The organism is Streptomyces polyasparticus (assembly GCF_014493765.1).
GTDB classification, from domain to species: domain Bacteria; phylum Actinomycetota; class Actinomycetes; order Streptomycetales; family Streptomycetaceae; genus Streptomyces; species Streptomyces polyasparticus.
Map to the genome: position 1 here is coordinate 105152 of NZ_JACTVJ010000017.1, position 21430 is coordinate 126581.

The 21430-nt window shown below is 70.9% G+C and carries 18 protein-coding genes; 11 read left to right on the plus strand and 7 right to left on the minus strand.

Features of this window, described 5'->3' with window-relative positions:
• Window positions 1-71: 71 nt before the first annotated feature.
• Window positions 72-1547: a sodium:solute symporter family protein gene (locus tag H9Y04_RS31065; protein ID WP_187817430.1), complete on the minus strand. Its 1476-nt coding sequence runs from the start codon at window positions 1545-1547 to the stop codon at window positions 72-74.
• A 122-nt stretch (window positions 1548-1669) separates the two neighbouring features.
• Between H9Y04_RS31065 and H9Y04_RS31070 the strand changes: the two genes are divergently transcribed.
• Both H9Y04_RS31070 and H9Y04_RS31075 read left to right on the plus strand, forming a co-directional pair.
• Window positions 1670-3325, plus strand: coding sequence for a PucR family transcriptional regulator (locus H9Y04_RS31070; protein WP_187817431.1), 1656 nt, complete (start codon window positions 1670-1672; stop codon window positions 3323-3325).
• A 69-nt stretch (window positions 3326-3394) separates the two neighbouring features.
• Complete coding sequence (locus tag H9Y04_RS31075) at window positions 3395-4180, plus strand: phosphatase (protein WP_187817432.1); 786 nt, start codon at window positions 3395-3397, stop codon at window positions 4178-4180.
• A gap of 160 nt (window positions 4181-4340) precedes the next feature.
• Here the strand turns inward: H9Y04_RS31075 and H9Y04_RS47835 are convergent, their stop codons facing one another.
• Window positions 4341-5516 carry a DUF2867 domain-containing protein gene (locus H9Y04_RS47835; protein ID WP_187817433.1) on the minus strand — a complete coding sequence of 392 codons (1176 nt, stop codon included), beginning with the start codon at window positions 5514-5516 and terminating at the stop codon, window positions 4341-4343.
• A gap of 105 nt (window positions 5517-5621) precedes the next feature.
• Here H9Y04_RS47835 and H9Y04_RS31085 point away from each other — a divergent pair, with 105 nt between their 5' ends.
• On the plus strand, window positions 5622-6197 hold the full coding sequence (locus H9Y04_RS31085) for a TetR/AcrR family transcriptional regulator (protein WP_308801248.1): 576 nt from the start codon (window positions 5622-5624) through the stop codon (window positions 6195-6197).
• On the opposite strand, the gene H9Y04_RS31090 is transcribed toward H9Y04_RS31085, so the two are convergent.
• The 4 genes from H9Y04_RS31090 to H9Y04_RS31105 all read right to left on the minus strand — a co-directional run bounded on the left by H9Y04_RS31090 (window position 6194) and on the right by H9Y04_RS31105 (window position 10375).
• Window positions 6194-7141, minus strand: coding sequence for a cation diffusion facilitator family transporter (locus H9Y04_RS31090; RefSeq protein WP_187817434.1), 948 nt, complete (start codon window positions 7139-7141; stop codon window positions 6194-6196). The genes H9Y04_RS31085 and H9Y04_RS31090 overlap by 4 nt on opposite strands.
• A 171-nt stretch (window positions 7142-7312) precedes the next feature.
• Window positions 7313-8185: an acyl-CoA thioesterase II gene (gene tesB / locus H9Y04_RS31095; protein WP_187817435.1), complete on the minus strand. Its 873-nt coding sequence runs from the start codon at window positions 8183-8185 to the stop codon at window positions 7313-7315.
• A 19-nt stretch (window positions 8186-8204) separates the two neighbouring features.
• Window positions 8205-9362 (minus strand): acyl-CoA dehydrogenase family protein, encoded by a 1158-nt coding sequence (locus tag H9Y04_RS31100; protein WP_187817436.1) that lies wholly within the window; start codon window positions 9360-9362, stop codon window positions 8205-8207.
• 422 nt (window positions 9363-9784) lie between these two features.
• Window positions 9785-10375 carry an SACE_7040 family transcriptional regulator gene (locus H9Y04_RS31105; protein WP_187817437.1) on the minus strand — a complete coding sequence of 197 codons (591 nt, stop codon included), beginning with the start codon at window positions 10373-10375 and terminating at the stop codon, window positions 9785-9787.
• Window positions 10376-10510: 135 nt separating this feature from the next.
• On the opposite strand from H9Y04_RS31105, the gene H9Y04_RS31110 reads away from it, so the two are divergent.
• The 6 genes from H9Y04_RS31110 to H9Y04_RS31135 all read left to right on the plus strand — a co-directional run bounded on the left by H9Y04_RS31110 (window position 10511) and on the right by H9Y04_RS31135 (window position 18237).
• Window positions 10511-12127 (plus strand): carboxyl transferase domain-containing protein, encoded by a 1617-nt coding sequence (locus H9Y04_RS31110; RefSeq protein ID WP_187817558.1) that lies wholly within the window; start codon window positions 10511-10513, stop codon window positions 12125-12127.
• A gap of 23 nt (window positions 12128-12150) precedes the next feature.
• Window positions 12151-14115, plus strand: coding sequence for an ATP-binding protein (locus H9Y04_RS31115; protein ID WP_187817559.1), 1965 nt, complete (start codon window positions 12151-12153; stop codon window positions 14113-14115).
• Window positions 14112-15050 (plus strand): hydroxymethylglutaryl-CoA lyase, encoded by a 939-nt coding sequence (locus H9Y04_RS31120; RefSeq protein WP_187817438.1) that lies wholly within the window; start codon window positions 14112-14114, stop codon window positions 15048-15050. The genes H9Y04_RS31115 and H9Y04_RS31120 overlap by 4 nt, the downstream gene beginning before the upstream one ends.
• Before the next feature lie 29 nt (window positions 15051-15079).
• Window positions 15080-16246, plus strand: a complete 1167-nt coding sequence (locus H9Y04_RS31125) for an acyl-CoA dehydrogenase family protein (protein ID WP_187817439.1) — start codon at window positions 15080-15082, stop codon at window positions 16244-16246.
• 111 nt (window positions 16247-16357) lie between these two features.
• Window positions 16358-17401, plus strand: a complete 1044-nt coding sequence (locus tag H9Y04_RS31130) for an ABC transporter substrate-binding protein (RefSeq protein WP_187817440.1) — start codon at window positions 16358-16360, stop codon at window positions 17399-17401.
• Window positions 17398-18237 (plus strand): siderophore-interacting protein, encoded by an 840-nt coding sequence (locus H9Y04_RS31135; protein WP_308801251.1) that lies wholly within the window; start codon window positions 17398-17400, stop codon window positions 18235-18237. Before H9Y04_RS31130 ends, H9Y04_RS31135 begins: the two co-directional genes overlap by 4 nt.
• Before the next feature lie 131 nt (window positions 18238-18368).
• Here H9Y04_RS31135 and H9Y04_RS31140 read toward each other — a convergent pair whose 3' ends face one another.
• Window positions 18369-19979 carry a beta-N-acetylhexosaminidase gene (locus H9Y04_RS31140; RefSeq protein WP_187817441.1) on the minus strand — a complete coding sequence of 537 codons (1611 nt, stop codon included), beginning with the start codon at window positions 19977-19979 and terminating at the stop codon, window positions 18369-18371.
• A gap of 204 nt (window positions 19980-20183) precedes the next feature.
• On the opposite strand from H9Y04_RS31140, the gene H9Y04_RS31145 reads away from it, so the two are divergent.
• Complete coding sequence (locus H9Y04_RS31145; RefSeq protein WP_187817442.1) at window positions 20184-21059, plus strand: DUF4429 domain-containing protein; 876 nt, start codon at window positions 20184-20186, stop codon at window positions 21057-21059.
• 107 nt (window positions 21060-21166) lie between these two features.
• A complete protein-coding gene (locus H9Y04_RS31150; protein WP_187817443.1) occupies window positions 21167-21424 on the plus strand; it encodes a hypothetical protein in 258 nt (85 codons plus the stop codon).
• Window positions 21425-21430: the final 6 nt, after the last annotated feature.

Here is a 21430-nt window from a genome sequence, read left to right on the forward strand (position 1 = left end):
TGGACAACCGACGGGCTGTGGAAAACTCCGTCACCCTCGGAGGGCCGCACCCTGGCCTGCACCGGCCAGGGCTACACGGTGGCCTGCGCAGGCTCGGCGGACTCCTCGGCCGCGCCCCGCCCCGCCAGCCGCTCCCGCCAGTTCGCGAGCACGGCCTCGTCGGTGGGCCTGGTGGCGAGGGAGACGACGACGTAGGCGGCAAGCGAGGCCAGGAGCCCGTAGTAGACCGGCTCGTTCGCGAGGATCCCGTACTTCCACATCAGGAAGATCACGGTCACACCCCCGGTACCGACCGCCGCCAGCGCCCCGTACACCGTGCCGCGCTTCCACAGCAGACCGCCGAGGATGGGCACGAGCAGCCCGCCGACCAGCAGGTCGTAGGCGACGGTCAGTCCCTCCAGGACCGAGTCGAGCTGGATCGCGATCACGATGACCGCGACGCCCATGATCAGGATGAAGATCCGGTTGCCCCTGACCTCGTCGTGATCGCTGCCCTCGGCGCGGCCGCCGGCCCCGGCCACGCCGCGTATCCGCGCCCAGATGTCGTTGTTCGCCACGGTCGCGGAGGCGATCAGCGCTCCGGAGGAGGTGGACATCACCGCGGCGAGGGCGGCGGCGAGCACCAATCCCCGGACGCCGACCGGCAGTTCTTCCTTCACGATCGTCGCGAAGGCGTCGTCGGACGAGCCGAGTCCCGGGAAGAGCACCTTGGCCGCGGTGCCGATCACGGCGCCGGCCAGGGCGTACGCGAGGCAGTACGTGCCGGCCACCGTCCCGCCCCACTTGGCCGTCGTGTCGCTGCGTGCGGTGAACACCCGCTGCCAGATGTCCTGCCCGATCAGCATGCCGAACGTGTAGATCAGGACGTACGTGAAGATCGCCTCGCCGCCGATGCCCAGCGGGTCGAAGTACGAGGTCGGCAGGGAGTCCCTCATCTCGCCGAAACCGCCCGCCTTGACGACGGCGATCGGCAGGAGCAGAAGCAGCACACCGATCGTCTTGACCACGAACTGCACCATGTCGGTGAGCGTGATCGACCACATGCCGCCGAGCGTTGAGTACGCGACGACGATGGAGCCGCCGAGGATGATCGACATCGTGCGGTTCAGGTCGAAGAGGACGTCGAAGATCGTGGCGTACGCGATCGTCGAGGTGACCGCGAGCATCAGGGTGTACGCCCACATCACGAGGCCCGAGATGATGCCGGCGCGGCCTCCGTACCGCAGGTCGAGCATCTCCGAGACGGTGTAGACCTTCAGACGCGCGATCCGCGCCGAGAAGAAGACGCTCAGCGCCAGGAGGCCGAGGCCGATGGTGAACACCATCCAGGCGCCCGACAGGCCGTACTGGTAGCCGAGCCCCACGCCGCCGATGGTCGAGGCGCCGCCGAGGACGATCGCGGCCATGGTCCCGGAGTACATCCAGGGCCCCAGGCGCCGACCGGCCACCAGGAACTCGCTCTTGTTGCGGGCCCTGCGCATCCCCCACCAGCCCATGGCGAGCATGCCGGCGAGATAGACGACGATCACCGCGTAATCGACAGCCATGGGGTGCCATCCTCCGATGCGCCTGGGGGCGGGTTCGTGGGTTGACACTAGGTGGCCCGCGCAAGGCCGTGAAGTGTACGTTTCATCCATTCACGAGCCCGTCGATGGAAGGTTCGCCCACCATGCCGGACACCTCCCCGCCGACGGCACCCCCCACCCCTCCCATCTCCCTCGCCGCCCTCCTCGCCCACCCCGACCTCGCGCTGCGCCAGGTCGCGGGCCCCCTGGACACCGACACCGCCGTCCACTGGGTCCACACCAGCGAGATGGCCGACCCCTACCCGTACCTCCTCGGCGGCGAGCTGCTGCTCTCCGCCGGCGTGCACTGCACGGACCCGTCCGACGCCGCGCACTACGACCGGTACGCCGCCCGGATCGTGCAGGCCGGCGGGGCGGCGCTCGGGTTCGGGATCGCACCGGTGCACGACCGGGTGCCGCGGCCGCTGATCGAGGCCTGCGACCGCTACGGGCTTCCGCTGCTCGAAGTCGCGCCGAAGACCCCGTTCACGACGGTCGCGCGGGCCGTCTGGCAGCTGATGGCGCAGGCCCGGCACGCCGAACTGCGCCGGGTCGCCGAGGCCCAGCAGGCCCTCGCCGCCGCGGCCGCCCGCCCCGACCCCGTCCCCTCCGTACTGCGCCAACTCGCCCGCCGCCTGGGCGGATACGCGGTGCTGCTCGGCTCGTCCCCGGAACACTCGGCGGGCACGTCGCCCGAGCCGCCCGTACGCGCGGCCCTCGACCGGCTCGCGCAGGTGGTCGGGCCCGGCGCGTCCCGCCCCGCGTCGGCCACGGACACGGTCTCGGCGAGCGAGCGCTTCGGTATGGGCACGGTCCCGGCGAGCGAGCGCCTCGGTCCGGAGACCGTCCCGGCGAGCGAGCGCCTCGGTACCGCCACGGTCCCGGCGGACGACCGCCTCGGCACGGACTGCGCCCGCACTCTGCAAGCGCCACTCCACACGCACGCCCCGCCCCGCGCACACACCCCACCCGAAGCACCCGCCCATCTCGCCGCATACGCCCTCGCCGGAGCGCCGGGCCTCGCGCTCGGCGTCGTCACCTCGGCGCGTAAGCCGGGCGACCACACGATCGCGGGCGCCGCGGCCGTCCTGCTCTCCCTGCTCACCGCGGAACACCAGGGCGCCGCCCAGGCCCGGCGCAGCGCCGCGCTCGTCCGGCTTCTGCTCGGCGAGCGGGCCGGGGACGTGACCCCGCTGCTCGGTCCTGGTCCATGGACGGTCGTACGGGGACGGCCCACCGAAACCGCGGGGGACCCGGGCGCGTTGGCGGCGGCGCTGGGCAGCGCGCTCTTCGACGGTGACCGTGACGGGGTGCGGGTGGTGCTCACCGCGGGCGTCGCGCCGGCCGCGGTGCCGGGCTGGACGCTGGGCGCGGGCGCGCCCGTCGACCCTGCCGAACTGGCCGTATCGGATGTCCAGGCGATGCGGGCACTGGGCCGTGCGGAAGCGACGCGCTCTCCCTTCGTACGGCATGGGGCCCATGCGGGGCTCGGCGAGCTCGTCCCGCCCGCCGAGGCCGCGGCCCACGCCCGCGCGCTCCTCGCCCCGCTGCACCGGGCTCCGAACGGCGATGTCCTCGCCGAAACCCTCCGCACGTGGCTCTCGCTGCACGGCAGTTGGGACCGTACGGCCACAGCCCAGGGCGTCCACCGCAACACGGTCCGCCAGCGCGTGGCCCGCTGTGCCGCCCTCCTGGACACGGACTTGGACGATCCGGATGTCCGTATGGAGCTGTGGTTCGCGTTGCGGCAGGGGCATTGAAGGACTCATGTGCCGTCCACCGACCGGGACGCCCAGCCGCCTGCCGCCCCCTGAAGGCACAATGAGCGCATGCCGATACCCAGCCGCGAAGCCCTCGTCGACCATCTCGTCCGTACGCGTATCGCCGGTGATGTCGCCACACCCCGCGAGAACAACCTCAGCCACTACCGCAAGCTCTCCAACGGCGACCGCCACTACTGGCTGGGGATCGATCTCGGCGACCGCTGGACCGACGAGCAGGACGTGCTCGCCGTGATGGCCGAGCGCTGCGGCGTGATCGACGACCCCGAGCACCGGTTCGGGCAGGACACCATCGACCCCGATCTGACCGTCGCGGGTCTGGAGCGGATGGCCGCACGGCTTCGCAAGGCCGCCGATGCGGGTGAGCGCGTGCTGTTCGCGACCGGCCACCCCGGCGCGCTGCTCGATGTGCACCGGGCCACCGCGGACGCCATGCGCCGTGCGGGCTGCGAGATCGTCCGTATCCCCGGCGGGCTCGTCGCGGACGAGGGCTATGTCTTCCAGTTCGCCGATGTCGCCGTCTTCGAGCGGGGCGCCAGCCTGTGGCACACCCACTCCCCCGAGCCGATGAACGCGATCCTCGACGCCCTGGAGGCCGAGGGCAGCCCGCTGCCCGACCTCGTGGTCGCCGACCACGGCTGGGCGGGGCGGGCCGGGCAGCGCGGGATCGACTCGGTGGGGTACGCGGACTGCAACGACCCGGCGCTGTTCCTCGGCGAGGCCGAGGGCATCGTCCAGGTGACGGTCCCGCTCGACGACCACGTACTTGATCCGCGGTTCTACGAGCCGATGACGGCCTTTCTGCTGGACGCGGCGGGGTTCGACCAGGTGTAGGTCCGGCCGATTGCTACCGGATGCGCGTCGGTGGCGCGTCGGATGCACGTCATTGCCACGTCGGCGAACCCGTCGCGGGGGTGTGGAATTCACCGCCCCCGCGGGCGAGTTCACCGGCTTCACCGCGCCCCCTCAGGCGCGCCGCTTCGCCGCCGTACCGTCAGGCCCGCCGCCCCGCCTCGACCTTCGCCACCGTCTCGCGCAGCAGCCCGGGGCACAGGCCCCGGTGCACCGCGGACAGCGGCGGCCAGATGCGCCGGCCGAGCGGCCGGTCATAGCGCAGGAGGGTCGTCAGGGACAGCTGCCCGTCGGCGGCCCCTACGACCAGGTTGCCGGTCAGGAAGCCCGACTCCGTCTCGAGGCGCACCCAGTCGTCGCCCCGCGCGGCGAGCCGCCAGCCCGCCACGGTCCGCGGTGAACGGCCCTCGGCGAGCCGCAGTCCGAGCAGCCCGCGCCAGATGAACCGCTCCGAGCGGCTCGGTACATCGCCGAACATCGCCCGGGCCCAGTGCTCGGCGGTGACATCCCCCGCCGCGTCCGTGGCGAGGGCGAACCAGTCGGCGTAGTCGGCATCCGGCAGCGAGCTCAGCGCCTGGGCCTCCGCGGGAACGGCACGCCTGCCGACCGCGGACCGGACCTTGCGCGGTCCGTCCGGTGTCCCGCTTCCGCCCGGTGCCCCGCTTCCGTCCTTCGCCCCGCTTCCGTCCTTCGCCCCGCTTCCGTCCTGCACCCCGCCCCTTTCCCGCGATGCCCGCTCCCGCCACGCCCGCTCCCACACCCGGGTCATCGCGGGCAGCACCACGAGGTGGCGCAGCGGCCCGATCGCGGCCATGTACAGGCGCCCGAGCCGCCCGTTGGGCCTGACCAGGACCGCCATCCGCAGCTCGTGTTCGCCGCCGGCGGCCGGTACCCAGCCGAGGTGCATGATCGCGTGGGCGGTGTGATTCGCCATCTCGCGGGCGCACTCGCGGTCCAGTGCGTACAGGGTGGTGAAGTCGTTCGCGCCGGTGGCGACGACGTCGTCGGCGGTCAGGGTCGCGCGCAGATCGTCGGGCAGCCGTTCCCGCAGCGAGCCGCCCCGCGCCGCGGGCGCCGACTCCGCCTTGTCCCATCCGAGCAGCGCGCCGAGCTTGAAGCGCACCGCGAACAGGAACCGCAGCGGCCACGGCTGCCGGGCCGGCTCGAAGGCCGCCTCCATGGCTTCGAGCATCTCCGGAAAGTCCTCCGGTCCGGCGCCGGGGGTGCGGATGGCCCACACGTCCTCGAGCCGGAAGTCCGCCGCCAGTTCATGGATGCGCCACGGCTGGTCCCCATGGGCAGTGTCCGCAAGCCTCATCGCTGCCTCCACTCCGATATACGGTGGCGTACATATGGAGGCTAGCGCCTTTTATACGGTGGCGTATAACCGAGCGCACGACGGCAGGGTGAGGTGGGACACACAGTGGGTGCTGCGCGCACACCGCGGGAGAGGTGGATCGAGGAAGGGATGCGGGCCCTGGCCGACGGCGGCACCGAAGCCGTACGGGTGGAGGTGCTGGCCAAGCGTCTCGGGGTGACCAAGGGCGGCTTCTACGGCTACTTCACCGACCGCGCCGCGCTCCTGACCGCCATCCTCGACACCTGGGAGCGGGAGAGCACCGACGACGTGCTCCAGCAGGTCGAGGAGGAGGGCGGGGACCCGAAGACGAAGATCCAGCGGGCGGGAGCGCTCACCTTCTCGGACGACCGGCTGCTCCCCATCGACCTGGCGGTACGCGACTGGGCCCGGCGCGACGAGGCGGTCGCCGAGCGGCTGCGCCGGGTCGACAACCGGCGCATGGAGCTGCTCCGCGAAATGATCGGCACCTTCTGCTCCGACCCCGACGAGGTCGAGGCCCGGAGCCTGCTCGCCTTCTGCGTGGCCATCGGCGAGCACTTCCTCGCGGCCGACCACGGCGGGCGCAGCCGCGCGGAGGTCGTACGGCGCGCGGCCGACCTGCTGCTCAACCGACCGCCGGCCGCCGGTCCGTCGTCCTAGTCCGTGGCCGCCACCGGCGGCGTCGGGTCGATGAACACCCGCCGCACCGCGGGGAGATGGGCCCGCAGCCGCCGCTCCGCCTCCTCGCAGGCCCACTCCACGTCCGCCGCCGTGGCCACATCGCGGAAGTCGGCCTTGACCGCGATCAGGACCTCGTCCGGGCCCTGCACGATCGTCACCAGCTCGACGATCTCCATCACATGCGGCACGGCGAGAAGTTCGGCCCGCACCCGCTCGCGCATCTCCGGCGGCAGCGAGCGCCCGATCAGGTGCTCGGCGTTGCTGCGGCCCAGCTCCCACGCCACCCACACCAGGAGCGCGCCGATCAGGATCGAGGCGACGCCGTCGTAGACGCCGGAGCCGGTGAGCTGGCCGCCGAGGAGGCCGCCGGCCGCGAGTGCGAGGCCGATGAGGGCGGCGATGTTCTCCAGGAGCACCGCCTTCACCGCGGTGTCGGGCGTCTCGCGCACATAGCGGCCGATCCGGGTGTGGAAGCGGGCCGCCTCGCCCTTGACCTGGCGCCAGGCGACGAGCAGCGAGTAGCCCTCCAGGAGGAAGGCGACGCCCAGGATGAGATACGAGATCGTCGGATTGCCCGGCTCCTCGCCGTGCGTGAGCGTGTGGATCCCGTCGTACACGGCGAAGACGCCACCGCCGACGAAGGTGGCGACGGCCGCGAGCAGCGCCCAGACGTAGCGCCGTCCGCCGTAGCCGAGCGGGTGCTCCTCGTCGGCCGGCTTCTCGCTGCTCTTGAGGGAGACGAGCAGCATCACCTCGGTGACAGTGTCGGCCAGCGAGTGCGCGGCCTCGGAGAGCATCGCGCTGGAACCGCTGATGACTCCGCCGACCGCTTTGGCCACGGCGATCCCGAGGTTCGTGAGAACGGCGACGATCACTGTCCCGACGGACTCGTCCGACTGTCCGGTGGACTCCAGCTCGCTCATGGAGCGACGTTATGCCCGGTACGGGGTGGTGTGCGATGTGGACGTCGCGTTCAGGCGTTTTCTTCCCCCACCCCGCCCCTTCCCGAAACTGGGGCTTCGCCCCAGACCCTGCGTCCGAACTTCGTTCGGATCTGCTCAAGCGCCGCAGGGGCTGAAATGGGGCTAAAGGTTTCAGCGGGGTACCCGGACCACGCCCTCCTGGATCACGGAGATCGCGAGCCGGCCGTCCTGCGTGTAGATGCGGGCCTGGCCGAGGCCGCGGCCGCCGGAGGACGAGGGGGACTCCTGGTCGTAGAGGAGCCATTCGTCCGCGCGGAACGGGCGGTGGAACCACATCGCGTGGTCCAGGGACGCCCCGACCACGTCGCCGACCGCCCAGCCGCCGCGGCCGTGCGCGAGCAGGACCGAGTCGAGCAGCGTCATGTCCGACACGTATGTGGCCAGGCAGACATGGAGCAGCGGATCGTCGCCGAGCTTGCCGTTCGCGCGGAACCACACCTGCGAGCGCGGCTCGCGCGGCTCGCCCACGGTGCCGAAGGGCGGCGCGTCCACGTAGCGCAGATCCACCGCCCCGCGCGCCTTGATCATGCGCTGCACGGTCCGCGGATCCACGAAGCTGTCCGCGTACCGCGGCAGCATCTCGGCCGCGGTCGGCAGCGTCTCCGGATCGGGCGCGGCCGGCATCGCCGCCTGGTGCTCGAGGCCTTCCTCGTACGCCTGGAAGGAGGCCGAGAGGTGGAAGATCGGCTTGCCGTGCTGGACCGCGACGACCCGGCGCGTGGTGAAGGAGCGGCCGTCGCGGATGCGGTCGACCTCGTAGACGATGGGCGCGCCGGGATCGCCGGTGCGCAGGAAGTACGCGTGCAGCGAGTGGGCGTCGCGCCCTTCGGGCACGGTGCGGCCCGCCGCGACCAGGGCCTGGGCGGCGACCTGCCCGCCGAAGACCCTGGGCACGAGCGCGGACTGCGACTGGCCGCGGAAATAGTCCTGCTCGATCCGCTCCAAGTCGAGCAGATCGAGCAGGCCCTGCAGTTCGTCGTTCAAAGCGACCGGCCTCGGAGCCTCAGAGGCCCATGTCCTTCGCGATGATCGTCTTCATGACCTCGCTGGTGCCGCCGTAGATCCGGTTGACGCGGTTGTCCGCGTACAGGCGGGCGATCGGGTACTCGTTCATGAAGCCGTAGCCGCCGTGCAGCTGCAGGCAGCGGTCGATCACGCGGTGGGCGACCTCGGTGGCGAACAGCTTCGCCGATGCGGCCTCGGCGGCGGTCAGCTCGCCCTGGTCCAGGGCCTCGAGCGCGCGGTCGACGACGGCCTCGGCCGCGTCCACCTCGGCCTGGCAGGCGGCCAGTTCGAACTTGGTGTTCTGGAAGGACGCCACGGGCTTGCCGAAGACGGTGCGCTCCTGGACGTACTCCTTGGCGAACCGCACCGCGGCCTTGGCCTGCGCGTACGCGCCGAAGGCGATGCCCCAGCGCTCGCTCGCGAGGTTCTTGCCGAGGTAGTAGAAGCCCTTGTTCTCCTCGCCGAGGAGGTCCTCGACCGGGACCTCGACGTCGACGAACGCCAGCTCGGCGGTGTCGGAGGTCTTCAGGCCCAGCTTGTCGAGCTTGCGGCCGATCGAGTAGCCGGCGGACTTGGTGTCGACGGCGAACAGCGAGATGCCGAAGCGGCGGTCGTCCTCGCGCGGGGCGGAGGTACGGGCGCAGACGATCACGCGGTCGGCGTGCACACCGCCGGTGATGAAGGTCTTGGCGCCGTTGAGGACGTAGTGCGTACCGGCCTCGTTGAGCTTCGCGGTGGTCTTCATGCCGGCGACGTCGGAGCCGGTGCCCGGCTCGGTCATCGCGAGCGCCCACATCTCCTCGCCGGAGACGAACTTCGGCAGGTAGCGCTTCTTCTGCTCGTCGGTGGCGAGCATCTCGATGTACGGGAGGCCGAGGAGCACGTGCACACCGGAGCCGCCGAAGGAGACGCCGGCGCGGGCGGTCTCCTCGTACATGACGGCCTCGTACTTGTGCGACTCGATGCCGGCGCCGCCGTACTCCTCCGGTACGCGGATACCGAAGACGCCCAGCTCACCGAGCTTGTAGTAGAACTCGCGGGGGGCCTGGCCCGCGGCGTACCACTCGTCGTAGACCGGGACGACCTCGTTCTCGATGAACGCGCGGATGGTCTCGCGGAACGCTTCGTGGTCCTCGGTGAATACGGTGCGGCGCACGGAGGTCTCCTTTACGTGTGGTGGCGCGCCCACAGTCGTTGAAGGCCGCACCCTGGCTAAGCGCTTGCTCAGGTTACCGGCCAGTTGGTCTGTGCGTCCAGAGATGTGTGTCACGCACACGGGGGGGGGCGCTCAAGCGGGGCAGGATCGCCGCGCACTCGGCAGGCGAGAGGTCGTCGCCGCCGCGAAGCCCTCCGCTTCGGCCAGGCGCCGCCGGAAGGCATCGAAGCCGGTGCAGGACCAGGAGGAATCGGGGCTGGTCGTGTCACCGTCCCCCGGAAACAGAATCAGCCCCATGCGCCTACGTCCTCCTGCCTCGTGTCGAGGCCACAGGATCGACGAGCCGTGGCGCGCTCGGCAACCGGGTTCGGCTTCGGCGGCAGGCCTCGGCAGGCGGATGACCGGGTTCGGCGGGGCCGGCCTTACACAGCCGCCGCCGCGAACGCCCCCCGCGCCATCCGGTGCAGCAGCGCCGCCATCGCCGTGCGCCCCGGCAGCGCGCCCGGGCGGCTCAGGTGCGGGGTGGAGTTGAGGAGGCCGAAGACGGCGTGGACCGAGGCGCGGGCGTCCGCCTCGGACAGGGACGGGTAGACCTTCCGTACGACCTCGACCCACAGCTCCACGTACTGCCGCTGCAGCTGGCGCACCAGCTTGCGGTCGCTGTCGCGCAGGCGGTCGAGCTCGCGGTCGTGCAGGGTGATCAGCGGGCGGTCGTCGAGGGCGAAGTCGATATGGCCCTCGATCAGCGAGTCCAGGAGCTCGGAGGGCGTGCCCTCCACCTCGGAGACGCGGCGCTTGCCGCCCGTCAGGAGCTGCTCACTGATCCCCACGAGCAGCTCGGCCAGCATCGCGTCCTTGCCCGCGAAGTGCCGGTACAGGCCGGGCCCGCTGATCCCGACCGCGGCCCCTATCTCGTCGACACCGACCCCGTGGAACCCGCGCTCGGCGAAAAGGCGCGCCGCCTCCTTGAGGATCTGCTCACGGCGGGTCGCACCCGCGGTCGTCGTCGTCATCGCGCGTCCACCCGTCCGAAGCCACTGGTCATGAAGTCATTGTAGACAGCGCGGTTAGCGCTCGTTAACCTGGCGGAAATGGGTTAACGCTCATTAACCGAGCAGCTCATGGACAGAGCAAGGGGGCTCACCACGATGCAGCAGGCACCCGTACTGGGCAGCGGCGCCGACCCGGCGTCCGAGGCCTGGCGGTCGAACGAGGCGGCACACCGCGCCCTCGTCGAGGAGCTGCGGACCAAGCTGGCCGCGGCCCGCCTCGGCGGCGGCGAGAAGGCCCGCGCCCGCCATGTCGCCCGCGGCAAGCTCCTGCCCCGCGACCGCGTCGACGGGCTGCTCGACCCGGGCTCCCCCTTCCTGGAGCTGGCCCCGCTCGCCGCCGACGGTCTGTACGGCGGGGACGCCCCGGCCGCCGGAGTGATCGCCGGGATCGGCCGGGTCAGCGGCCGCACCTGCGTGGTCGTCGCCAATGACGCCACCGTCAAGGGCGGCACGTACTACCCGATGACGGTGAAGAAGCACCTCAGGGCCCAGGCCGTGGCCCTGGAGAACCGCCTCCCCTGCGTGTACCTGGTCGACTCCGGCGGCGCCTTCCTGCCGATGCAGGACGAGGTCTTCCCCGACCGCGAGCACTTCGGGCGGATCTTCTACAACCAGGCCCGCATGTCCGGCGCCGGCATCCCCCAGATCGCCGCGGTCATGGGCTCCTGCACCGCCGGCGGCGCGTATGTCCCCGCGATGAGCGACGAGGCCGTGATCGTCCGCAACCAGGGCACGATCTTCCTCGGCGGCCCCCCGCTGGTGAAGGCCGCGACCGGCGAGGTCGTCACGGCCGAGGAACTGGGCGGCGGCGAGGTCCACTCCCGTACGTCCGGGGTCACCGACCACCTCGCCGAGGACGACGCGCACGCCCTGCGCATCGTCCGCAACATCGTCTCGACGCTGCCCGAACCCGGCCCGTTCCCCTGGTCGTTGGAGCCCGCCGAGGAGCCGAAGGTCGATCCGTACGGGCTGTACGGGGCCGTGCCCGTCGACTCCCGCACCCCCTATGACGTACGCGAGGTCATCGCGCGGATCGTCGACGGCTCCCGCTTCCAGGAGTTCAAGTCCGAGTTCGGCACGACCCTCGTGACCGGGTTCGCGCGGATCCACGGCCACCCCGTCGGGATCGTCGCGAACAACGGCATCCTGTTCTCCGAATCCGCCCAGAAGGGCGCGCACTTCATCGAGCTGTGCGACCAGCGCGGCATCCCGCTGCTCTTCCTGCAGAACATCTCCGGCTTCATGGTCGGCCGGGACTACGAGGCGGGCGGCATCGCCAAGCACGGCGCCAAGATGGTGACGGCCGTGGCCTGCACCCGCGTCCCGAAGCTGACGGTCGTGGTCGGCGGCTCGTACGGCGCGGGCAACTACTCGATGTGCGGCCGGGCCTACTCCCCCCGCTTCATGTGGATGTGGCCCAACGCCAAGATCTCGGTCATGGGCGGCGAACAGGCCGCCTCCGTCCTCGCCACCGTCAAGCGCGAGCAGTTGGAGGGCCGCGGCGAGGAGTGGTCGGCCGAGGACGAGGACACCTTCAAGGCCCCGATCAGGGAGCAGTACGAATCCCAGGGGAATGCTTACTACGCGACCGCCCGCCTCTGGGACGACGGTGTGATCGACCCGCTCGAAACCCGCCAGGTCCTCGGACTGGCCCTGACCGCCTGCGCCCACGCCCCGCTCGGTGACCCCGAGTTCGGCGTCTTCCGGATGTGAGGGGCGAACACGAGATGGCTGAGATGACGATGTTCAACACCGTGCTTGTGGCCAACCGCGGCGAGATCGCCGTCCGCGTGATCCGCAGTCTGCGCGCCCTCGGGATCCGCTCGGTCGCCGTGTACAGCGACGCCGACGCCGAGGCCCGTCACGTACGGGAGGCCGATACGGCGGTACGGATCGGTCCGCCCGCCGCGTCCGAGTCGTATCTGCGCGTGGACGTCCTGATCGAGGCGGCCCGGCGGACCGGCGCCCAGGCGGTGCACCCCGGCTATGGATTCCTCGCGGAGAACGCGGGCTTCGCGCAGGCCTGCGCGGACGCCGGTCTGGTCTTCATCGGACCGCCCGCCTCCGCGATCGACCTGATGGGCGACAAGATCCGCGCCAAGGAGACGGTGAAGGCGGCCGGTGTCCCGGTCGTGCCCGGCTCCTCGGGCAGCGGGCTCACCGACGCCCAACTCGCGGACGCCGCAAGGGAGATCGGGATGCCCGTGCTCCTGAAGCCCTCCGCGGGCGGCGGCGGCAAGGGCATGCGGCTCGTACGGGACGCCGCGGTCCTGAACGACGAGATCGCCGCGGCCCGGCGCGAGGCACGGGCCTCCTTCGGCGACGACACCCTGCTCGTGGAGCGCTGGGTGGACCGGCCCCGGCACATCGAGATCCAGGTGCTCGCCGACGGGCACGGCAATGTGGTGCACCTCGGCGAGCGCGAGTGCTCGCTGCAGCGCCGCCACCAGAAGATCATCGAGGAGGCGCCCAGCGTCCTGCTCGACGAGGAGATCCGGGCCGCGATGGGCGAGGCGGCCGTGCAGGCCGCGCGCTCCTGCGGCTACGCGGGCGCGGGTACGGTCGAGTTCATCGTGCCGGGCGGCGATCCGTCCTCGTACTACTTCATGGAGATGAATACGCGCCTCCAGGTCGAGCACCCCGTCACCGAGCTGATCACGGGGATCGACCTGGTGGAGTGGCAGGTCAGGGTCGCGTCCGGCGAGCAACTCCCGTTCGCACAGAAGGACATCACGCTCACCGGGCACGCGGTCGAGGCGCGCATCTGCGCCGAGACTGTGTCCATTAAAGCGGGGGCCCGCGGCTTCCTCCCGTCCGGCGGCACGGTGCTCGCGCTGCACGAACCGCAAGGCGACGGCGTACGGACCGACTCGGGCCTGTCCGAGGGCACGGAGGTCGGGAGCCTGTACGACCCGATGCTGTCCAAGGTCATCGCGTACGGACCGGACCGCGCCTCCGCCCTGCGCAAGCTGCGGGTGGCGCTCGCGGACACGGTGACGCTCGGGGTGCAGACCAACGCAGGCTTCCTGCGGCGGCTGCTCGCCCATCCGGCCGTCGTGGCGGGCGAGTTGGACACCGGGCTCGTGGAGCGCGAGGTCGACGGGCTCATCGACTCCTCTGTACCGGACGAGGCGTACGAGGCGGCGGCGCTGCTGCGGCAGGCCGCCTTGGAGCCCACCGGGACCGGCTGGACCGACCCGTTCACCGTGCCCAACGGCTGGCGCATGGGCGGCTCGACGGCACCGGTCACGCACCACATGAAGGTGCCCGGCCAGGACCCGGTGGCCCTCGCCCCGCGCAGCCGTCTCATCGACCGCACCGAGGGCCGCCTCACGCTCGAACTCGACGGCATGACCCACACGTTCACGTACGCGGGCGACTGGCTCGGCCGCGACGGCGACGCCTGGCACGTCCAGACGTACGACCCGGTGGAGGCCTCCCTGACGGGCGCCGCCCACGCGGGCGCCGACACCCTCGCCGCACCCATGCCCGGCACGGTGACCGTGGTCAAGGCGGCCGTCGGCGACGAGGTCGCGGCGGGCCAGTCCCTGCTCGTCGTCGAGGCGATGAAGATGGAGCACGTCATCGCCGCCCCGCACGCCGGCATCGTCGCCGAGCTCGACGTCACCCCCGGTACGACCGTGGCGATGGACCAGATCCTCGCCGTGGTCACCCCCCACGAGACCGAGGAGGCGTCATGACCTCAGCCCTGCCCATGGTCGTCCCGGCCCAGGGCCTCCCGCCCCGCGTCCGCATCCACGAGGTCGGCGCGCGCGACGGGCTGCAGAACGAGAAGGCGACCGTGCCGACCGAGGTGAAGGCGGAGTTCATCCGCCGCCTCGCCGCCTCCGGCCTCACCACCATCGAGGCCACCAGCTTCGTGCACCCCAAGTGGGTGCCTCAACTGGCCGACGCGGAGGCCCTGTTCCCGCAGGTGAGCGACATCGAGGGCGTCCATCTGCCCGTCCTCGTGCCCAATGAGCGCGGCCTCGACCGCGCCCTCGACCTCGGCGCCCGCCGTATCGCCGTGTTCGGTTCGGCCACCGAGACCTTCGCGCAGAAGAACCTCAACCGCACGGTCGCCGAATCGCTCGCCATGTTCGAGCCGGTCGTCACCCGCGCCAAGGACGCGAAGGTGCACGTCCGCGGGTACCTCTCCATGTGCTTCGGCGACCCCTGGGAAGGCGCCGTCCCGGTCCCCCAAGTCGTCGCCACGGCCAAGGCGTTGCTCGACCTCGGCTGCGACGAGCTGAGCCTCGGCGACACCATCGGCGTGGCCACCCCGGGCCACGTGCAGGCGCTGCTCTCCGCGCTCAACGACGAAGGCGTGCCCACCGACACCATCGGCGTGCACTTCCACGACACGTACGGCCAGGCGCTCTCCAACACCCTCGCCGCGCTCCAACGCGGCGTCACCACGGTGGACGCGTCCGCGGGCGGCCTCGGCGGCTGCCCGTACGCGAAGAGCGCCACCGGCAATCTCGCCACCGAGGATCTCGTGTGGATGCTCGACGGCCTCGGCATCGAGACCGGGGTCGACTTGGCCGCGCTCACCGCCACAAGCGTGTGGCTGGCCGAACAGCTGGGCCGTCCCAGCCCCTCCCGCACCGTCCGCGCGCTCTCCCCCACGGAGTGACCCGCCCTCCCACAAGGAGTTGAACAGGGATGACCCTGGACCACCGGCTCTCCGCCGAACACGAGGAACTCCGCCGCACCGTCGAGGAGTTCGCGCACGACGTCGTCGCGCCGAAGATCGGCGACTTCTACGAGCGGCATGAATTCCCTTACGAGATCGTCCGCGAGATGGGCCGTATGGGCCTGTTCGGACTGCCCTTCCCCGAGGAGTACGGCGGGATGGGCGGCGACTACCTGGCGCTCGGGATCGCCCTGGAGGAGCTGGCCCGCGTCGACTCCTCCGTCGCGATCACCCTGGAGGCCGGTGTCTCGCTCGGCGCGATGCCGCTCCACCTGTACGGAACCGAGGAGCAGAAGCGGCAGTGGCTGCCCAAGCTGTGCAGCGGCGAGATGCTCGGCGCCTTCGGCCTGACCGAACCGGGCGCGGGCTCGGACGCGGGCGGCACCCGTACGACGGCCGTGCTCGACGAGGCCACCGACCAGTGGGTGATCAACGGCTCCAAGTGCTTCATCACCAACTCCGGTACGGACATCACCGGTCTGGTCACCGTGACGGCCGTGACGGGCCGCAGCGAATCCGGGAAGCCGCAGATCAGCTCCATCATCGTGCCCTCCGGCACCCCGGGCTTCACGGTGGCCGCCCCGTACTCGAAAGTCGGCTGGAACGCCTCGGACACCCGCGAGCTCTCCTTCGCCGACGTCCGCGTCCCGCGCGCCAACCTGCTCGGTGAACTCGGCCGCGGATACGCCCAGTTCCTGCGCATCCTCGACGAGGGCCGGATCGCCATCTCGGCGCTCGCGACCGGGCTCGCGCAGGGCTGTGTGGACGAGTCGGTGAAGTACGCCAAGGAGCGGCACGCGTTCGGCAAGCCGATCGGCGCCAACCAGGCCATCCAGTTCAAGCTCGCCGACATGGAGATGAAGGCGCACACGGCCCGCCTCGCCTGGCGCGACGCGGCCTCGCGGCTCGTGCACGGGGAGTCCTTCAAGAAGGAGGCGGCGCTCGCCAAGCTCTACTCCTCGACGATCGCCGTGGACAACGCGCGCGAGGCCACGCAGATCCACGGCGGCTACGGCTTCATGAACGAGTTCCCGGTGGCCCGCATGTGGCGCGACTCCAAGATCCTGGAGATCGGCGAGGGCACGAGCGAGGTGCAGCGGATGCTGATCGCGCGGGAGCTCGGCCTGGTGGGCTGATCCCGGCGGGGGCCGGGCGGGAGCGGACCTTAGGTTAGGTTAGCCTAACGTTCGAGATCCACAGTCGAACTGCGGTCCGCTCGCCGCCCGTCCCCGAGAAGGCAGAACCACATGTCCAAGTCCCGCTTGCCCCAGCTCTCCCGCCGTGGCCTGCTCGCCGCAGGCGGCGCGGCCGGTCTCGGCGCCCTGCTCGTCGCCTGCGGTGACGACAAGGGCTCGAAGAAGGACGGCGGCTCCACGCAGGCGGCCGACTCCGGCCCCTTCTCCTTCACGGACGACCGCGGCACCGCGGTGAAGGCGGACAAGATCCCGGCGAACATCGTCGCCTTCACCGGCACCGCCGCCGCGCTCTACGACTACGGCATCCAGGTCAAGGGCGTCTTCGGCCCGACCAAGACCGCCGACGGCAAGCCGGACGTCCAGGCCGGCGACATGGACATCAGCAAGGTCGAGATCCTCGGCAACGCCTGGGACAAGTTCAGCGTCGAGCAGTACGCCGCCCTGAACCCCGACCTCCTGGTCACCGACATGTGGATCAAGGACCAGGGCTGGTACATCTCCGGCACCGGCGCCGAGAAGAAGATCCTGCAGCTGAAGGTCCCCTCGGTCTACCTGTGGGCCGCCGAGACCACCATGGACAAGGCGCTCGCCCGCCGCGTGGACCTCGCCAAGGCGCTCGGCGCGGACACCTCCGCCAAGAAGGTCACCGACGCCAAGGCCGCCTTCGAGAAGGCCGCGGCCCGGCTGCGCGCGGCCACCAAGGCCAACCCCGGCATCAAGGTCATGGTCGGCTCGGGCTCCGCCGACCTCTTCTACGTCACGCTGCCCAAGACGGCCGCGGACACCGCGTACTTCGAGTCGCTGGGCGTGGAGTTCGTGCAGCCGAAGGTCAACGCGCAGGGCTTCTTCGAGGAGCTCTCCTGGGAGAACGTCGACAAGTACAAGGCCGACGTGATCATGATGGACAACCGCACGGGCACCCTGCAGCCGGCCGACCTGGACAAGTCCAAGCCGACCTGGAAGCAGCTCCCGGCGGTCAAGGCCGGTCAGGTCATCCCGCGCGTGACCGAGCCGATCTACTCGTACGCGAAGTGCACCCCGATCCTGGAGGACCTGGCGAAGGCGATCGAGGACGCGAAGAAGGTGGCCAAGTGACCTTTGGTCTCTTCGGGCTCGAGGTCATACGGACCGAGCGTCTGTCGCCGTCGATGGCGCGCGTCACCTTCGTCGGATACGGCGAGGACGCAGGCCTGGCCGGCTTCCGCTCGGGCGGCCTCGACCAGTCCTGCTCGCTGTTCCTGCCGCAGCCGGGCCAGTCCGAGCCGGTGCTCCCGCCCGCGCAGGAGCCGGGTGCCTGGTACATGGCGTACCGGTCGATGCCCGACGACGAGCGCGCGATCATGCGCTCGTACACGGTGCGCGCCCAGCGTCCCGAGGCGGGCGAGGTCGACATCGACTTCGCGCTGCACGAGGACGGCGGACCGGCCTGCGTCTGGGCCGAGAAGGCCGCGCCCGGCGACCGCGTGAAGATGCTCGGCCCGGCCGACGCCGACAACACGGGTGTGCGCTTCAAGCTGCCTGCCGAGGCACCCTGGGTGCTCCTGTGGGCGGACGAGACGGCGCTTCCGGCCGCCTCGGCGATCCTGGAGACGCTGCCGGCCGGTCTCCCGGTCCGTGCGTTCTTCGAAGTCCCGTACGCAGCCGACGAGTTGACGCTGGAGACGGCGGCGGACCTGAAGGCGACCTGGCTCGCACGCGAGACCGGCGCCGACGCCCTCGAAGCGATCCGTGCCGCCTCCGACCTGCCCGACGGGGCCCCGTACATCTGGCTCGCGGGCGAGGCCGGCGCGATGAAGCTGATCCGCCGCCACCTGATCAACGACCGCGGCTACGACCGCCGTTCGGTCAGCTTCACCGGCTACTGGCGCAAGGGTGCCAGCGAGGACAACCTGCGCGACGAGGCGGCCGCAGGGGTCACCGAAGAGGACTGACCCCCACAGAAGTCCGGCGCCCCGGGAGACGGTCCTCCCGGGGCGCCGGCATGTGCGCGGTGCGCAGCTGTGTGCGGTGCGCAGCTCTGTGCGGTGCGCAGCTCTGTGCGGTGCTCAGCCCTGTGCGCTGCTCAGCTCGCCGGCCAGGGCACCTTCGCCGACTTGTAGTAGTCCATCCCGAGGGCGTCCCAGCGCGGCCCGTGCGCCGCGAGCCTGACCTTGTACGCCTCCCAGTCATGCGTGGACGCGGGCGACCAGCCGAGCTCCGCGATCCCCGGCAGCCGCGGGAACGCCATGAACTCGATGTGCTTGCTCGTCGAGATCGTCTCGGACCACAGCGGCGCCTCCACCCCGAAGATCGAGGATTCCGGCGCCCCGGCCAGATACGTGCCCGGGTCCCAGTCGTACGACCGGTCCACCTCGACGAGCCCCGCCCAGGCGAGCCCCAGCGGGGTGTCCTTGTTGTACTTCATGTCCAGGTACGAGCGGTCCGCCGGCGAGAGCACCAGCTTGGTGCCCTTCTTCGCCGCCGCCACGACCTGGTCGCGCTCCGCCTGCCCGGTCTGGTCGTAGCCCCAGTACTGGGCGATCGCACCCTCGGCCGGGTTCGCCCCGGTCAGCTGGTGCCAGCCCATCACGGTCTTGCCGTACTTGGCGACGACCGGCTGCACCCGGTCCATGAACGTCACGTAGTCCTCGTGCGGCGTCGAGTGCGCCTCGTCGCCGCCGATGTGGAGGTAGCGGCCCGGCGTGAGGGCCGCGATCTCACGGATCACATCGTCCACGAAGTCGTACGTGATCTCCTTGGGCACGCACAGGGAGCTGAAGCCGACGTTCGTGCCGGTGTACAGCGGCGGTGCGACACCGTTGCAGTTCAGCTCGGCGTACGAGGCGAGGGCCGCGTTGGTGTGCCCCGGCATGTCGATCTCCGGGATCACCTCCAGATAGCGCTCGGAGGCGTAGCGCACGATGTCCTTGTACTGGTCCTTGGTGTAGTAGCCGCCGGGCCCGCCGCCCACCTGCGTGGACCCGCCGTACTCGGCGAGCCGCGGCCAGGAGTCGATGGCGATGCGCCAGCCCTGGTCGTCGCTGATGTGCAGATGCAGCTTGTTGACCTTGTACATCGCCATCTGGTCGATGTAGCGCTTGACCTGTTCGACGGTGAAGAAGTGCCGGGACACATCGAGCATCGCCCCGCGGTACGCGAACCGCGGGGTGTCCTCGATCCGTCCGCCGGCGACCTGCCAAGGGCCCTCCTGCCTGCTGTCCGACTCGATCCGCGGCGGCAGCTGCTGGCGCAGCGTCTGCACGCCGTGGAACAGACCCGCGGGCTCCTTGGCGGTGATGGTGACCCCGCGCCGGCCCGACGCGAACCGATAGCCCTCCGCCCCCAACTCCTTCGCCTTGCCCGAGAGTTCGAGCCGGATCCCGTCGCCGCCGCCCTCGTCGGTGACCGGCAGCCGGTAGCCCGTGGACGGCCGCAGCACGCCGGCCAGCTGCTCCCCGATCCGGCGCGCCTCGCGGGAGCCCTCTTCCACGCGGATCCGGGTGCGGGAGGTGATCTCGTACGGTGATCCGCCGGGCTCGACCTCGGCGGGTGCCGGGATCACCTGGCCGAGCGGCACGACGCCGGACGCCGCCTTCGCCTCGCCGGCCGGGGCGGCCCCGACGCAGGAGATGCCGACGGCCGCCACGAGCAGCAGCGAGCCGAGCAGCCGGGGAGTTGTCCATTGCTGTCTCACAAGTCTGTTTCCCTTCGAGTCCCGAATGGGGTGTGGTCCAGTCCTGTGCGCAGTCGAACGGTCACCATGCGTACCGCGCCCCACTCGAGCGGTCAAGGTGTAGACCACTTGGAGAGCCCGCCGCCGGCCGGCTCCGGCAGCCGCCGCCGACCGACTCCCGCAGCGCCGGACAGCCGGACCGGGGGCTGATGCAGAATCAATGGCATGGCGGAAATCATCCAGCGCGACGGGACCTGGACCTTCGACGGCGACACGCTCCGGCTCGTCCCCGGACACGACAAGAACGTCGGGCTGCTCCGCAAGACGCTGGGTGAACTGGAGGTCCCCGTACAGGCGTTGGCGGGCATCTCCTTCGAGCACGGCAAGAAGCAGGGCCGCCTCAGGCTGCGCCTGCGCGAGGGCTCCGATCCGCTGACCCACGTCACGGGCGGCAAGCTGGCCGACTCGGCGGACCCGTATCAGCTGACGGTGGAGTCGGACCGCTACGGCGTCGCCGAGTACTTCGTGGACGAGGTGCGCAACGCGCATCTGCTGGAACAGGTGCCGACGGACCCGTGCACCGCCTATCTGCTCGCCGGGCCGCCCGTGCCGATCTCGGTGAGCGCCGGCGACGGCACCGCGAGCTTCGACGGCGAGCGCGTACGCCTGGAGTGGAAGTGGAACACGGAGGAGGCGAAGGCCGCCGCCGGCACCCGCACCCTCGCCCTGGACGACATCGAGTCCGTCGAGTGGCAGCCGTCGGCCGGCCTGGAGAACGGCTATCTCCGCTTCAAGGTGAGGAACTCCTCGACGAAGGCGCCGCCGAAGTACGACCCGAACGCGATCGAGCTGTGGGGCTTCAAGAAGGACCCGCTGATGTCCCTGATCGCCGCGGCCGTGCAGGCCCGGCTCCCCCATCCGGCCTCGGAGCCCGCCACGGCCGACCAGCCGAAGGCGCTCGCCGCGGCATCGGCCCCGCCGGCCGACGACCACGACGCGCTCCTGCGCCGCCTGCGCGAACTGGGTGAACTTTACCAGGCCGGAATCCTCACGGACGACGAGTTCACGATGGCCAAGCAGGCTGTTTTGCGTCGTATGTAGGCATCGACCCGGTTTCAGGAGCGTTCGACGCGGGGAAAACTCCAACCCCTGCCCGAAACCGGGCAGATTTCTTGCGAACACGGCCCCGATCCCCCAGGATCTTGCGAATGCACGACGACCTCGTTGATCACCTCACGCGCAGCACCCCGCTTCAGCGGGGCGAGGCACTGCGGGTGATCCAGGACGTGCTCGCCTACTTCGACGAGACGACAGAAGCGTTCGTCCGTCGCCGCCACCGCGAACTCCAGAGTCAGGGCCTGGTGAACGCGGCGATCTTCGAACAGATCTCGGCGGACCTGACCTACCGCGCGGTCGCACCCCCGGAGCTCTCCCTCCGCCAGCTGCGCCGCATCGTCTACGGCTAGACCGAG